Origin of the sequence: Brevundimonas sp. TSRC1-1 (assembly GCF_049898245.1) — a bacterium.
Classification (GTDB): domain Bacteria; phylum Pseudomonadota; class Alphaproteobacteria; order Caulobacterales; family Caulobacteraceae; genus Brevundimonas; species Brevundimonas mediterranea_A.
This window is the reverse complement of the sequence record NZ_JAFCXI010000004.1, coordinates 439,468-452,022: the sequence shown is the minus strand read 5'-3', so window position 1 is coordinate 452,022 and position 12,555 is coordinate 439,468. Positions and strand designations below refer to the sequence as shown.

The following is a 12,555-nucleotide window of genomic DNA, read 5'->3' as shown; positions in this document are numbered from 1 at the left end:
AAGGGCCGGACCCGGCATATTTGCTCAGATCAGGCCGATTTCCGCCTCCACGCCCCAGCCGAACCCCTCGCCCCACTGCGCCACGCCGATCCGCGCCGTCGGGGTCACGCCCCCAGGAAAGTCCGCCCCCATATCGGCGGCTGAATACAGAACCGCCGCCCCCTCGACCTCCATCGTTCGCCGCACGCCTTCGGCGTCCGTCACCCGCACCCGGAACCGCATCGGATCCACCCCCGCAGGCTCCCCGTCCCATCCGTCCCCATACAGGCGCACGCGCGGCGTCCACCGCACCGTCCATCCTTCCGCACCGGCCTCCACAATCAGCCCCGCCGGCGACCACGGCCGGGCGTACAGGCCCTGCAAGGTGAAGCCGGCCTCGCGAAACCCCGCCCCGCCCGGCGCCGCCCCCGCCGGTCCGACGCGACAGATCAGCGGCAGACCCCGTTCATTGCGCCCGATTTCGGCCCGCGCCAGCCGCTCGTCCAGAAACACCGCCACCGATCCCGCCGCCGCCCCGGCCTGCATCTCGACCTCGGTGCCCTGCTGTCCGCGCAACAGGCCCGTCAGCCGCCAGGTCTCCGCCCCGACCAGGGTCGCCGACCGATATTGCACCACCTCCCATCCCGCCGCCGTCTGGACCGCCAGAGCGTTTGCCCCGCCCAGCACCGCCTGCGCCGAGGCGCTCTGCGGCGCCGCCCCCTCGACCCGAACCGTCAGGGCCTGCACCTCGTCCCACCGGTAACGAATCCCCGCCCCCAGCGGCTCGACCAATACCCCGACCGTCGCCGCCGTCTCCATGTCCGCGCGCACCGTCAGGGTCTCCGCCCCGGCCCCGGCGTGCAGTCGCATCGACCGCCACGGTTCAGCCGCCGCCGCCACGACCGGCCGCCCGTCGTCCTCGCCGCCCATCAAGGGCGGCAGGTCCATCACCCGCACAAAGGGCGCCCCGACCACGGCCGGCGCCTCGCCGCCGCGCCCGCCGCCCTGATCCTCAAAGGTCCGCCTGACCCCGACCGGCTCCAGCACCGCCGACGGCGTCTCGTCCGCCGTCGTCCGCGTCACCCGCCAGTCGCCCTCGCGGCCCTCCAGCCGCACCACATCTCCCGGCTCCAGCCGCAAGGCCTCCAGCGGCCCCAGCGCCAGGGTCGTCGTCTCCGCCGCCGCTCCGTCCAGGGCCCGTTCCGCCGCCGCCCGCGCCAGGCCGCCGCCGCACGCCAGCGGCAGATCCAGATCGACCCCGCCGCCGGTCGCGGGCTCACCGATGTCCGTCCGCACGACCACCGCCCCGGTCTGATAATCCGCCGTCTCGTCGATGAACCGCACCCGCGCCTCGCCGGGTCGCGGCTCCAGCGCGCGCGTCGCCGTCTCCGCCGCCCCCTGATCCGGCAGGGCCAGCGCCTCGCGCCTCAGGTCGGCGCAAGCCGCCGTCCGCCCCAGCACCGCCACCCGCCCGTCCCGCTCGGCCGCCACCGCGTCGAACGCCGCCAGCAGCGGCTCCAGCGCATCGCGCGTCCGCATCGGCCGGTCGATCACATAGCCGGCCGCCGCCCCCTCGACGCCCTCCACCGACATTTCATCAGCCGCCAGACCGCCCCGCGCCAGCACCGCCGCGATCAGGTCGCGCCCGTCCCCCGCCAGGCGTCCATTCAGCCAGTGCCCGGCCCGCCACGCCCCCGCATCAGCCCACACATCCCCTCGCGCCGGAAAGGCCGGGTAGGGACGCGCGTCCCAGCACCAGGCGTCCGCCCCCTCCAGCATCGGCCCGCCATAAACCGCCGACACTGGATTGTTCTCAGCCGCCGCATAATGCCCCAGCACCGCCTCCAGCGCCGCCCGCTGCACCGCGTCGTCGCGCGCCCCGGTCGATCCCGGCGGCAGGCGGCTCTCGCTGCTCTTGGGGTCCTGAAACAGGTTCGGCGCATTGCCGCCCCGGTCCACCGCCGCACAGCCGAACTCCGACAACCGCACCGGCTTCATGCCGGGAACCCAGGCCGTCGGCGTCGCCGACCGCGCGCCGCCCGGCCGATCATGATGATGGTTCGACCACCACCCCTTCAGGTCCTTGGGCCGGAACAGCCAGTCTTCGCCATGCGCCGTATCGACGATGGGGGTCCTTGCCTGCGCCGCCCGGTCGGCCTCGTCTGCATAGAACCAGTCGAACCCCTCGCCGCCCGCGACGCCCGCCGCCAGATAGGCCGGGTCCGCCGCCCCATCGAACACCGCGGAATCCACCCCGCCGTCGCCCTCGCGCCAGTCGGTCAGAGGAGGATACCAGTCGATGGACACATGATCGATGTTCGGATCGGCCCACAGCGGGTCCAGGTGAAACACCACCTCCCCGCCCGTCTGCCGTCCAAAATATTCGCTCCAGTCGGCCGCATAGGACAGTTTCACCCCTGGCCCGACCACCGCCCGACACTCCGCCGCCAGCGCCCGGAACTGCGCCACCGCCGGAAAGCCCCCGGCCGCATCCCGCGTCCAGGTCACCCCCCGCATCTCCGACCCGATCAACAGGCCGTCCGCCCCCTCCTCGGCGGCGATCCGGGCATAGTGCAGCGCCATCCGCCGCAGCCCCCAATCCTCGGCCCCGCCGAACAGGGCCGCGATCTCCGCTGTCGCCCCCGCCCCATCCACGCCCGCCACCCGTCCGCGCCACGGATAGCCGGGGCAGTCCATGAAGACGAACGGATACAGCGTCACCTCCAGCCCCCGCGCCTTCAGCTCGCGGATCGCCTGCCGCACGCTCTCGTCCGACGGCGTCCCGCCATAGGCCGGGGCAGATCCTCCCCCGCTGGGGGAGGTGTCGGCGAAGCCGACGGAGGGGGCCCGACTGACCTCGTACGCCTCATGCCTTTCCACGCCCGCCACCGACCAGTCCATCGGTTCGGTCGGCTTGTCGCGCCGCTCCACCCCCGGCCGCACCCGGCAACGCCCGGCCCGCAGATCATCCCCGAACCAACCTGTCACCAGACTGACCCGTTTCAGATTCGGCAGCTGCGCCTGCAGCTGGTCCAGCGACACGACCAGGTCCGCCCGGCCCTCGCCGTTGTGGACATTCTCCGCCGCCGTCCGCGTCAACCCCTCGCGCCGCATCACCGTCTCGGTCGCCAGGGCGAACTCCCCCGCGCCGGGGATCAGACACACCCCCTCCAGCATATCCTCCAGCCGCGCCTGTTCCCCGCGCGGTCGCCGGAACACCTCGAAACTCAACTGCGGAACCCGGTCCCCGAACGGCCCCAACGGCAGGTCCTCGAACACCACATAGGCCGTGCCCCGATAGGCGGGCGCCGCCCCTTCGACCGCCTCGATCAGCGGATCGGGCGTCTGGTCCTCGCCCCCGCGATACACCCGCATCGCCACGCCGTTCAGGTCCATCAACCGCCCGTCGGCCCAGACCCGGCCGATCCCGTCGATCTCCCCCTCGCACAGGGCCACGGCGAAACTCAGCGAATAGACATAGTCGACCGTCTTCGGCCCGCCCTTGCCCGCCCGTCCCCTGGCCTTGTCCTCCAGGAACCGCGCCGCCCAGATCACCTGCCCTGTCACCCGCGCCCGCCCGAACACACAGGCCATCGGCGCCCCCTCCGCCGTCCCCTGCACCTTCAGGGCCTCCAGCCTCGGCCCGACCTGCCGCGCCGGCGACAGCGGCCCGACCACCCGATTGTCGATCGCCCGCCCGATCGTCGCCCCGATCACCCGCCCGACCGGCCCCCCGACCGACTGCCCCACCGCGCTCAGTACGACTTGCGCCATCTACGCCTCCTCAAATCGTCTCCCTCCCCCGCGGGGGAGGGGGGCCGCGCAGCGGCCGGGTGGGGGCGGCCCGGCAAGGCCGCACGGACCGAGCGTGTATCGCCTTGCCCGCCCCACCCGGTCTCGCCTACGGCTCGCCTGCCTTCCCCGGTTGGGGAGGGAGATATTCAATCCGGAAACCGGAACACCGCCGCCAAACGCCTACGCCACCACATCCCCATCCAGCTCTCCACCACCGCCCGTCCCCAATAGGCGTGGATCATCCTCGGCTCCGGCCCGCCGGTGTCGCTCAGGATGGCGCAGTGTTTCGCCGCCGCCCCCGGCGACATCCGGAACAGCAGCACATCCCCCGCCCGCATCGCCTCGACCGGGACCGGCCTCAACCACCGCCCCGCCGCCTCCATCAGGGTCTCGCGCCCGCCGGTCTCGGCCCAGTCCGGCGAATAGGCGGGCAGCCCCTCCGGCTCCTCGCCCACCACTTCGCGCCACACCCCGCGCACCAGCCCCAGACAGTCCGCCCCCACGCCCTTCATGCTGGCCTGATGCCGATACGGCGTCCCCAGCCAGGCCCGCGCAACAACCGCCGCCGCCGCACGCCCCTCTCCCTCCCCCTGCGGGGGAGGGGGGTCGAGCCGGAGGCGAGACCGGGTGGGAAGGGCCAGGCGACCCGCGTCCGCTGCCCCTGCCGCCCCCACCCCGTCATCGCTGCGCGCTGACGCCCCTCCCCCGCAGGGGGAGGGAGAAATCACCGTCGTCGCTCCCCTCACCGCCGGCTCCCGCCGTCGTTCCGCGCGCCTCCCGCCGGATAGGCCGTCAGGAAGTCATCCCCCGGCACGTCCGCGAACCCCCGGAAATTCACCCCATTCCCGAACGTCCCGACACAGGTCTCCCACCGCTTGTCACAGCGCCGTCCGGCCGCCGCGATCCCGCAGCGTTCATCCCCCAGCCGCGCGTCGCACATCCGGCCATAGGTCCGCCCGACCACCCGCTCCAGCTTCGCCAGCGGCCCTTCCAGATCGGCCAGGAACCGCCCCTCCTCGCGGCGTATCCGCGCCAGGGTTCCGGCCCACAGCCGCACCTTCAGGCTCGGCTCGGACCAGTCCACCCGCCACAGCTCGACCGCCGCCCCATCGAACCGCCCCGCCGCCACATCCGCCTCGGTGATCGCCGCGTCATCCAGCGCGCCCGCCGCCGAGACCGACCCCGCCGCCAGGCCCGCGGCGCTCTCGGCCGCCCCGGCGGTCCAGCCGCTCCCGGCCCGACAGACCAATCCGTCCACCGCCAGGTCCCGGTCGTGATCGGTGAACCCCGTCACCGCCCCGTCGGCCCGCTCCAGCCGCCAGACATGACAAAGCCGCGCCGCCCCGCTCTCGATGCGGGCGGCCATTTCGTCCGGTATGTCTCTCATCGTCACCTCTGTCGTGAGGGCGTGAATCGTGAGGGCGTGACTCGTGAATCGTGAGCGGCGGCCTGCCGAGCCACGCCGCCCTTCCCCTCACCATTCACCCGCTTCAGACCCGCACCTCGATCAGCGGAACCGCCGCCATCCGCCCGGCGTCGAAACTCTCCAGGGTCGTCTCGATCCGGTCCGTGTCGAACCGCACCGGGGTGTCGAACTGAAAGCCCGCCGTCACCGCAACGCCCGCCCCCGGCGCGACCGCCAGGCTCACCGCCCCGGTCGCCGCGTCCACCGCAAAGCCCGAAGTTTCGACGCCCCCGACCGCGACCCTGACCGTCCCCTCGACCGGCTTGACGATGGGCCGCTCCACGTCGCCATAGGCCTTGATCAGCGGGAACACCGTCCGCATCCCGTCGCCGACGCCCAGCGCCTGATCCCCCGCCGAGACCATCCCGCTGGGCGCGCACGACTTGAAATCGGCGAAGTCCTTGAACCGGAACCCGTACAGCCGCCCCCGCCGCGCCTCGAAGAAGGCGATCAGCGCCGCCATATCGTCCAGCGACCTCAGGTTCGCCCCGATCAGATACCGCCGACGCCCCATCGCCCAGGGGCTGGACCGTCGCTCGAACCCCGACCCCAGAGTGGTGATCTCCGTCCTCCGCTCGACCCCGCCGGTCGAGCCGAAGGCCAGCCGCGCGGGCAGCCGCACCTCATGGAAGGCTGTCATCTCAATCTCCTGTTGTGCTCCGCCGCGCGTCGCGCCAAATCTGGGCAGCGGCGCTTCCAGCCGCGCCTTCCCGGACACGGCCTTGCGCGGCGAAATCCTGACCTACGATCCTCAGACCGGCGCAGGCTTGGTCAGCGGCGACGACCTTCAACGCTACAGCTTCAGGTCCCACCTCTCCGGCCTCGCCGTGGGTCGTCGCATCGATTTCGTGATTGACGGCCTTGAAGCCCGCGAGCCGGTTCTGCTTCCGCCCGGCCCGGTGGCGCAACGCTTCGTGTCAAAGCCCGTCGTGTCTAAGCCCGTCGTGTCAAAGGATGCGCCGATTGCGGTGAGCGCGGCGATTACGCCACGCGACTGGAAAAGCCGCCTCTTCTCCTTGAGCGGTCGAATGGAGCGCGCCTACTTCTGGAAGGCGACCCTGATCATGACCTCGATCCACGTGATCGCATGGGGAGTCGCAATCCTATTTCCTCAAGTTCGCCAGGTTATTCCGATCACCTTTCTGGCGTGCCTCTGGCCTTATCTGGCCATCACCACCAAGCGTCTCCATGATATCGGTCGAACGGGCTGGCTCGTCGCCATCCCCCTTGGGTTGATCGTTCTGGTGCTGAAAGTCGCTTTGTTCATCGCAGTCTTGGGAGGCCTCTATGGGATACTGGCGATCAGTATCGACACGGGCCCATCCACGCAGGCATTTCAGGGCGTGGCCATGGTCGCCATCGGCGCTGTGCTGCTCATCCTCCTCATTCACCTAGCCTTCGTCATTTTGATCGGTTGTCGGAAAGGACAGCCTCACAACAATCGCTTCGGCGCGCCACCTACGGGAACGGCTCCAATCGCAATTTGAGAGAGACTCTCAGGAACCGTTTGCCAAGCTTGACCTTTCAGTCTTGCCCGGCGCACGTCGCCCGGTGATGTTCGCAAAATGCCGATTGACGGCGACAACCAAGGAGACATCCGTGCGCGGCGAAATTCTCAGCTACGACGGCGCGACAGGCGCTGGTCTAATCAGCGGCGATGACGGCGCACGCTACGACTTCACCTCGGCCGCGCTCCAGTCGCCTGCCTTCCCCGCCGCCGGCGTCCGCGTCGACTTCGTCCCCGAAGGCGGCGCCGCCACCCAGATCCTGATCCTCGCTGGCGCTGCGACGCCCACCGGCGTCGCCGGCGGCTACGTCGCCTCGGCCGCCGTCGGTTCGCCCAGCTCAGGCTTCGACTTCCAGTCCGCCATGTTGTCATTCAACGGCCGCCTGCGCCGCTCGCACTTCTGGATCGGTTTCCTGATTATCTTCGGCGCTAGTTTGGTGTTGGGCTGGATTCCCTTCCTGGGCGGGCTGATTTCGCTGGCGCTGATCTGGCCCAACCTCGCCATTTCGGTGAAGCGTCTGCACGACATGGGCAAGAGCGGCTGGTTGGTCGCTATCCCATGGGCGACCTCGACCATATTGGTCATCATCGGCTTCGTGGTAATGTTCGCTGGCATCGTAGCCAGCGGCATGGACGAGAGCTATTACGAGGATAACCCAATGGCCGCGCTGTCCATCATGGGTCCGGCCGTCGGCGCCTTCGCTATCGCTACGCTCATAAACCTCGCCTTCCTTCTGTGGATCGGCGTGACAGACAGCCAGAAGGGCGACAACCGCTTCGGCCCGAACCCCAAGAGCGAATAGCCTCATTGCCTGAGTGACTTCAGCGCCGCCCCGTCCTTGACGGGGCGGCGTTTCTACATCCGCCGCGCGCCCAGGCTGACCGCCCGCGCCAGCATCTGGGCGATCTGGGCCTCGGACCGCAGCAGGGCCGGCGCCCCGCCGTCCACCGCCACATTGACCGTCACCCCGCCGCCAGAGACGGGGCCGACCTCGCCGCCGGTCGCCGGGCGAAACACCTCCGGCCCGCGCTCCCCGACCAGATAGGCTGCACCGCCCAGCACCGGCCCCCCGTCGGCCCGCGCCCCGCCGAAACTGCTCATCGCCGCCTGGATCGCCGTGCTCAGTCCGCCGCCCGATCCGCCCGACCCCGCCGCCGCGTTCACCGCATCCAGCACCGCCTTCGCCAGTTCCGACAGCGACACCTCCCCGTCCGCCGCCGCCCGCGCCAGCGACCGGGTCAGACTGTCGCCCGCCCGTCCGAACGCCGCCTCGATGGCGTTGGCCGCATCCTCGGCCGGTCCTTTCAGCGCCTCCAGCGCCGCCCCGGCCTCAGCGGTCTTCAGCGGCAGATCCTCGATCCCGCCGCGCCCGAATTCATCCGTCATCCGGCCAGTCCTCCATCAGTTTCGTCAGCCCCGGCCGACCCATCGGCGCCGTTCCGCGCGGCGCCGCGGTCAGCATCCGCCACTCCTTCAGCGACAGCCGCCAGAAGGCTTCGGGCGCGATTCCCATCCGCATCGCCGCCCGCAGCATCTCGCCCCACGGGGTCTCCCCCGAGTTCACCGCGCCGCCGCCTCGAACGCCGCCGCCACCGCCCGCGCCGCCTCGCGCGGCTCGACCCCGGCCACATCCGGCGCCGTCTCTCCGCCCCCGCGCAGCACCGCCGCCAGCACCACCATCAGATCCCGCGCCGACAGAGCCTTCATCCGCTCCGCCGCCGCCGCCAGCCCCTCGACCGCCAACCCGGTCTCGATCTCCGCCAGCGCCCCCAGGGTCAGACACACCCGACGCCGCACCCCGCCCAGCACCACCCCCGCCTCCCCGCGCGCCCCAATCTCCCCCCCTTGGGGGGAGAGGGCCGCCCCGCGGCCCGAGGGGGGCCAGTCCCCGCCGCTCATATCGCCGAAAACCCGATCTCGCCCGCGCTGGCCAGACTCAGCGCAAAGGTCGCCTCCCCCTCGTGCTCGCCGGCGTATTCCAGCGCCGCCACCAGGAACGGCCCCTCCAGCACGCCGAAGTCCGGCACCACCAGCCGCCACCGTTTCGCCGCCTGATCGAAGAAGGCCTCGCGCACCAGGGCGTCCGACGCCGCATCGCGGAAGATCCCCTGCCCCGACACCGCCGCCGACTTGACCCCCGCGCCGGCCAGCAGTTCGCGCCACCGCCCGGCGCTGTCGCCGTCGGTCGCATCCACCGTCCGCGCATTCAGCGAAATCGTCCGCGCCCTCAACCCCGCCACCGTCGTGAACACGCCCGGCGCGCCCTCGATCTTCAGCAGCATGTCCTTGCCCGCCTGTGCGGTCATTTTCGTCCTCGCTTTGCTGTCATTAGTGAGTTGAGACTCGTGAGTCGTGATCGGCGGCCGGCCTCAATCGGGGCAAAAACCCCGAGTCACGAGTCACCATTCACGCCCCGCCCACCTCCTCCGTCACCGCCCTCAGCCGCACCACCGCATAGGTCCGCCGCCCGTCCCTCGCCCGGAACACGTCGGCGAAATTCGCCCTCAGGGTCGCCGTCCGCACCCCGTCCGCCTCCAGCACCGCCTCGTGCAGACACGCCCGCACCGCCGCCGCCACCGCCTTGGCCTCTTCCGATCCGGCGAACCGCGACACCCCGGTCAGGGTCAGCCTCTGCTCCACCCCGCCCCCGTCCGCCGCCACCGGTCGGCTCTCGCACCGGCCGATCACCAGATGCGGATGCTCCGCCCCTTCCGGCGCCTGATCGAACACCCGTCCGCCCACCAGGGCCGCGACCGCCGAATCGCCTTTCAGCGCCACCAGCACGGCCTTCTGCAGCGCGCTTTCATGATCCCTCATCGCCGCCGCTCCAGCCCCAGCTTCACCCGTCCCGGCCGCAGATCCTGAACCGACGCCACGCCCCAGTCCGCCCCGCCGAACCGCAGCACCCGACCGACCGTCAGCCGCCCGTCGGCCCGCGCCTCGGCGTCCAGGGTCTCCACCGCCCGCCTCTGATCCCCCTCGCCCCGCTCGCTCCGCCGCCGCGCCCCGCATTTCAGCCAGGCCGACCCGACCGCCTCGAACGTCACGCTCCGCCCGCCGTAAGGCGTCTCCGCCTCCACCGCCCGGAACAGCCCCGCCAGCGTCCTCATGCCGGCGCTCACAGCCGCACCACGCGATACGGCGCGACCCAGGCCTCGACCGGTTCCACCTGAATCTCGGCGTCCCCCCGCTCATAGGCCCGCAGCACCAGCATCAGGATCGCCAGCCGCAACCCCGCCGGCGAGGTGGACGTCAGGCTCAGCCCCACATCCCCCTCCACCCGCGCCTGGGCCGCCGCGATCAGGGTCTGGATCAGACCATCCTCCGCCTCGTGCTCGACCCGCAAAAACAGCTTCGCCTCCGCCACCGTCACCGGCTGCGCCATGGCAGTCTCCCATTTCGAATTCAGAACTCTCCCTCCCCCACGGGGAGGGGCGTCGCGCAGCGACGGGGTGGGGCGGGCCAGGCGACCCGGGCTCGGTTTCCCTGCCGCCCCCACCCGGCCGCTCACGCGGCCTGCCCTCCCCCGCAGGGGGAGGGAGAAACGAGCGTCACGATCAACCCGCGCTGAACTTCATCACCTTGATCGCGTCGAAGTTCTGCACCCCGCCGCCGACGCGCTTGGTGGTGTAGAACAGCACATAGGGCTTGGCCGAATAGGGGTCCCTCAGCACCCGCACCCCCGCCCGGTCCACGATCAGATACCCCCGCTGGAAGTCCCCGAAGGCGATGGACAGACTGTTGGCCGCCACATCCGGCATGGTCTCGATCTCCGTGACCGGATAGCCCAGCAGCGACGCCGTCTCGCCCAGCCGCGTCGCCGGCTGCCAGATGTAGTTGCCGTCCGCGTCCTTGAACTTGCGCACGGCCGAGACCGTCTTGCGGTTCATCACGAACCGCCCGTTCGGCCGGTACTGGGCCTTGGGCGCATAGACCAGGTCGATCAGCCGGTCCGCCGGACTGGTCGGCGCAAACCCGCCCGCCGCGCCCGACGCCACAGAACCGATCTGCCCCCAGGCCTGATCCGTGTCCGCCACGGTCGGATAGGTCAGGAAGCCCTTGGGCTTGTTCACCCCGTCGCCGTTGACGAAGGCCTGGGTCTCCTGGGCCGCGAAGGCGTCCTCGACCTCGGCCGCCAGCCATTCGTCCAGATCGACCACGGCGTCGTCCAGCAGGGCCTGGGTCGCCGCCGGATTGGCGTACAGATCGGCCGAGGGGAACTCCAGCAGGGCCAGGGTCGCCGGGTCCGTCTCGGGCCGCGCCGCCGTCTCCGCCACCCAGCCGCAGGCCACGCCCGCCGTCGACACCGGCTTTCTGAACACCCCGGCCGCCACCGTCCGCACCGTGGCGATCTCGCGCATCGGCGACGCCGCCATCAGCCGTCGCTCGATGGCCCGCTCGGTCTCATAGGGCACGACATAGCCGCCCGAGGTCGCCCCGCCCGACAGCCCCGCCTTGACCTCCAGCGCGCCAGCCAGTTGAGACGAGTGGCCGGTCTTCAGATACCCGTCCCACGCCGCCTTCGCCTCCGGCGCGCTCGCCGGCTCGACCGGCTCGCCGCCGATAGTCGGACGCCTGGTCTGGCTCATCACCCGATCCAGCCGCGCCTGCGCCGACGCCACCGCCTGGTCGATGCGCGCCACCTTCTCCTCCAGCAGCACATCGGCCGCCGCCTTCTTCTCGATCTCGCCCAGCCGGGCGTCGTTCGCCCCTTTGAACGCCTCGAAGGCCGCCATCATCTCGCGCACGACAGCCTGCGCCTCCGGCGAGCCGGAAGCCTGTTTGGTCTCTTTCATGATGTCTCCGTTGAATGCGCCCGTCGTCGGCGCCTTGTGATCCGGGCTCGCCCGAAACCTGTGATTGACGGCTGCCGCCCGTCAAAAAGCGTGCTACGCCCCGGTCAGATCGGGGAGTTTCACGCATGTTCAGTCTTGTTCTGGCCTTTTCCGGCGCTCTGGCGTTTCAAACCCCGCCTGACGTGTCCACCCTGCCGCCCGAACAGGCCGCGCAGGTCAGCAAGGTCTTCGCCGGCATGACCCGCATGTTCGAAACCCTGGGGACCTGCGAACGTCAGTTCCCACCCGAAATCGGGGCTCGCATCCGCGCCTCGATGACCGCCGAGACCGACGACCCGGACAAGAAGGCCGCAGCGGCCTTCTTCCTGGACGCCTATGACAAGGGCAAGGCGTCCCCGCGCGCCGCCACCATCTCATCCGACGAATGCACTGCGGAAATGCAGGCCATCACCGCCGAGATGCAGGCGCTCCAGACCGAAATCGAAGCCGCCGCGCCCAAAGACTGAAGGGTCTGAAACGCGAAACGTCTATCATCTTCGAGACGACGGTCCGGTCTGAACAGCCCTAAACCGCGCCCCCGGCAGCATCGGGAAGGTCACCAGCGACACCTCCCACAGTTCCACCCCGCTCAGCACCCGCAGCCGGCCCTGACGCCGCGCCCGCGCCGTCCGGTATCCGATCGACAGCCCGTCCATCGCCCCCGCCCGGCTCAGGGCGGCGGCGAAGCGGGCTTCGGGCGACCAGTCCGCGATTCGTCCACGCACGAACAGGCCGCGCGCGTCCTCCATGATCCGGTCCCAGACGCCGACCGGCGCCCGGCCGTCGTGCTGGCTCAGCATCCGCACCCCCTCGGCGCCCGTCTTCGCCAGACTGTCCGCAAACGCCCCCGCCTGCACCACATCCCCGTTCAGATCGGCCACGCCCCACAGGGAGGCGTAGCCTTCGATAAGTAGCGACCCGCCGCCTCTCCCTCCCCCTGCGGGGGAGGGGGGTCGAGCCGCAGGCGAGACCG

Annotated in this window: 16 protein-coding genes; 3 read left to right on the top strand and 13 right to left on the bottom strand. The window is 70.9% G+C overall.

The genetic code is table 11. The annotated features are described in order from the left end of the window. Nucleotides 1-24: 24 nt before the first annotated feature. From ACP7CK_RS15740 to ACP7CK_RS15725, 4 genes are all read right to left on the bottom strand, one after another. Nucleotides 25-3,753, bottom strand: coding sequence for a baseplate multidomain protein megatron (locus ACP7CK_RS15740; RefSeq protein ID WP_426026625.1), 3,729 nt, complete (start codon nt 3,751-3,753; stop codon nt 25-27). 167 nt (nt 3,754-3,920) lie between these two features. Further along, a complete protein-coding gene (locus tag ACP7CK_RS15735; RefSeq protein WP_426026675.1) occupies nt 3,921-4,448 on the bottom strand; it encodes an NlpC/P60 family protein in 528 nt (175 codons plus the stop codon). 68 nt (nt 4,449-4,516) lie between these two features. Continuing rightward, nucleotides 4,517-5,161: a baseplate hub protein gene (locus ACP7CK_RS15730; RefSeq protein ID WP_426026624.1), complete on the bottom strand. Its 645-nt coding sequence runs from the start codon at nt 5,159-5,161 to the stop codon at nt 4,517-4,519. A 103-nt stretch (nt 5,162-5,264) separates the two neighbouring features. Further along, the gene (locus ACP7CK_RS15725; protein ID WP_426026623.1) at nt 5,265-5,879 is read right to left on the bottom strand and encodes a phage distal tail protein, Rcc01695 family; all 615 of its coding nucleotides are present in this window, start codon (nt 5,877-5,879) and stop codon (nt 5,265-5,267) included. An 82-nt stretch (nt 5,880-5,961) separates the two neighbouring features. Here ACP7CK_RS15725 and ACP7CK_RS15720 point away from each other — a divergent pair, with 82 nt between their 5' ends. Together ACP7CK_RS15720 and ACP7CK_RS15715 are read left to right on the top strand one after the other, a co-directional pair. Continuing rightward, complete coding sequence (locus ACP7CK_RS15720; protein WP_426026622.1) at nt 5,962-6,726, top strand: DUF805 domain-containing protein; 765 nt, start codon at nt 5,962-5,964, stop codon at nt 6,724-6,726. A gap of 112 nt (nt 6,727-6,838) precedes the next feature. Continuing rightward, the gene (locus tag ACP7CK_RS15715; protein ID WP_292150892.1) at nt 6,839-7,549 is read left to right on the top strand and encodes a DUF805 domain-containing protein; all 711 of its coding nucleotides are present in this window, start codon (nt 6,839-6,841) and stop codon (nt 7,547-7,549) included. A gap of 53 nt (nt 7,550-7,602) precedes the next feature. Here ACP7CK_RS15715 and ACP7CK_RS15710 read toward each other — a convergent pair whose 3' ends face one another. From ACP7CK_RS15710 to ACP7CK_RS15675, 8 genes are all read right to left on the bottom strand, one after another. Then, a complete protein-coding gene (locus ACP7CK_RS15710) occupies nt 7,603-8,133 on the bottom strand; it encodes a phage tail tape measure protein (protein WP_426026621.1) in 531 nt (176 codons plus the stop codon). Next, nucleotides 8,123-8,311: a phage tail assembly chaperone gene (locus ACP7CK_RS15705; RefSeq protein WP_426026620.1), complete on the bottom strand. Its 189-nt coding sequence runs from the start codon at nt 8,309-8,311 to the stop codon at nt 8,123-8,125. Before ACP7CK_RS15705 ends, ACP7CK_RS15710 begins: the two co-directional genes overlap by 11 nt. Beyond that, the gene (locus ACP7CK_RS15700) at nt 8,308-8,646 is read right to left on the bottom strand and encodes a GTA-gp10 family protein (RefSeq protein WP_426026619.1); all 339 of its coding nucleotides are present in this window, start codon (nt 8,644-8,646) and stop codon (nt 8,308-8,310) included. Before ACP7CK_RS15700 ends, ACP7CK_RS15705 begins: the two co-directional genes overlap by 4 nt. Next, nucleotides 8,643-9,053, bottom strand: coding sequence for a phage major tail protein, TP901-1 family (locus ACP7CK_RS15695; protein WP_426026618.1), 411 nt, complete (start codon nt 9,051-9,053; stop codon nt 8,643-8,645). The genes ACP7CK_RS15700 and ACP7CK_RS15695 overlap by 4 nt, the downstream gene beginning before the upstream one ends. Nucleotides 9,054-9,153: 100 nt before the next feature. Beyond that, nucleotides 9,154-9,564, bottom strand: a complete 411-nt coding sequence (locus ACP7CK_RS15690; protein ID WP_426026617.1) for a DUF3168 domain-containing protein — start codon at nt 9,562-9,564, stop codon at nt 9,154-9,156. Then, nucleotides 9,561-9,857 carry a phage head-tail adapter protein gene (locus ACP7CK_RS15685; protein WP_426026616.1) on the bottom strand — a complete coding sequence of 99 codons (297 nt, stop codon included), beginning with the start codon at nt 9,855-9,857 and terminating at the stop codon, nt 9,561-9,563. Before ACP7CK_RS15685 ends, ACP7CK_RS15690 begins: the two co-directional genes overlap by 4 nt. An 8-nt stretch (nt 9,858-9,865) precedes the next feature. Next, nucleotides 9,866-10,132 carry a head-tail connector protein gene (locus ACP7CK_RS15680; RefSeq protein ID WP_426026615.1) on the bottom strand — a complete coding sequence of 89 codons (267 nt, stop codon included), beginning with the start codon at nt 10,130-10,132 and terminating at the stop codon, nt 9,866-9,868. A gap of 172 nt (nt 10,133-10,304) precedes the next feature. Further along, entirely contained in the window at nt 10,305-11,543 is a 1,239-nt protein-coding gene (locus ACP7CK_RS15675) for a phage major capsid protein (protein ID WP_426026614.1), read from the bottom strand. A 125-nt stretch (nt 11,544-11,668) separates the two neighbouring features. On the opposite strand from ACP7CK_RS15675, the gene ACP7CK_RS15670 reads away from it, so the two are divergent. After that, nucleotides 11,669-12,049, top strand: coding sequence for a hypothetical protein (locus ACP7CK_RS15670; protein ID WP_287928477.1), 381 nt, complete (start codon nt 11,669-11,671; stop codon nt 12,047-12,049). A gap of 24 nt (nt 12,050-12,073) precedes the next feature. On the opposite strand, the gene ACP7CK_RS15665 is transcribed toward ACP7CK_RS15670, so the two are convergent. Then, complete coding sequence (locus ACP7CK_RS15665) at nt 12,074-12,490, bottom strand: HK97 family phage prohead protease (RefSeq protein WP_426026674.1); 417 nt, start codon at nt 12,488-12,490, stop codon at nt 12,074-12,076. Nucleotides 12,491-12,555 lie beyond the last annotated feature (65 nt).

Bases quoted from the DNA above. Each gene is read 5' to 3' on its own strand.
- ACP7CK_RS15740 (WP_426026625.1), bottom strand. From the start codon at position 3,753: ATGGCGCAAGTCGTACTGAGCGCGGTGGGGCAGTCGGTCGGGGGGCCG.
- ACP7CK_RS15730 (WP_426026624.1), bottom strand. From the start codon at position 5,161: ATGAGAGACATACCGGACGAAATGGCCGCCCGCATCGAGAGCGGGGCG.
- ACP7CK_RS15725 (WP_426026623.1), bottom strand. From the start codon at position 5,879: ATGACAGCCTTCCATGAGGTGCGGCTGCCCGCGCGGCTGGCCTTCGGC.
- ACP7CK_RS15710 (WP_426026621.1), bottom strand. From the start codon at position 8,133: ATGACGGATGAATTCGGGCGCGGCGGGATCGAGGATCTGCCGCTGAAG.
- ACP7CK_RS15700 (WP_426026619.1), bottom strand. From the start codon at position 8,646: ATGAGCGGCGGGGACTGGCCCCCCTCGGGCCGCGGGGCGGCCCTCTCC.
- ACP7CK_RS15695 (WP_426026618.1), bottom strand. From the start codon at position 9,053: ATGACCGCACAGGCGGGCAAGGACATGCTGCTGAAGATCGAGGGCGCG.
- ACP7CK_RS15690 (WP_426026617.1), bottom strand. From the start codon at position 9,564: ATGAGGGATCATGAAAGCGCGCTGCAGAAGGCCGTGCTGGTGGCGCTG.
- ACP7CK_RS15685 (WP_426026616.1), bottom strand. From the start codon at position 9,857: ATGAGGACGCTGGCGGGGCTGTTCCGGGCGGTGGAGGCGGAGACGCCT.
- ACP7CK_RS15680 (WP_426026615.1), bottom strand. From the start codon at position 10,132: ATGGCGCAGCCGGTGACGGTGGCGGAGGCGAAGCTGTTTTTGCGGGTC.
- ACP7CK_RS15675 (WP_426026614.1), bottom strand. From the start codon at position 11,543: ATGAAAGAGACCAAACAGGCTTCCGGCTCGCCGGAGGCGCAGGCTGTC.
- ACP7CK_RS15670 (WP_287928477.1), top strand. From the start codon at position 11,669: ATGTTCAGTCTTGTTCTGGCCTTTTCCGGCGCTCTGGCGTTTCAAACC.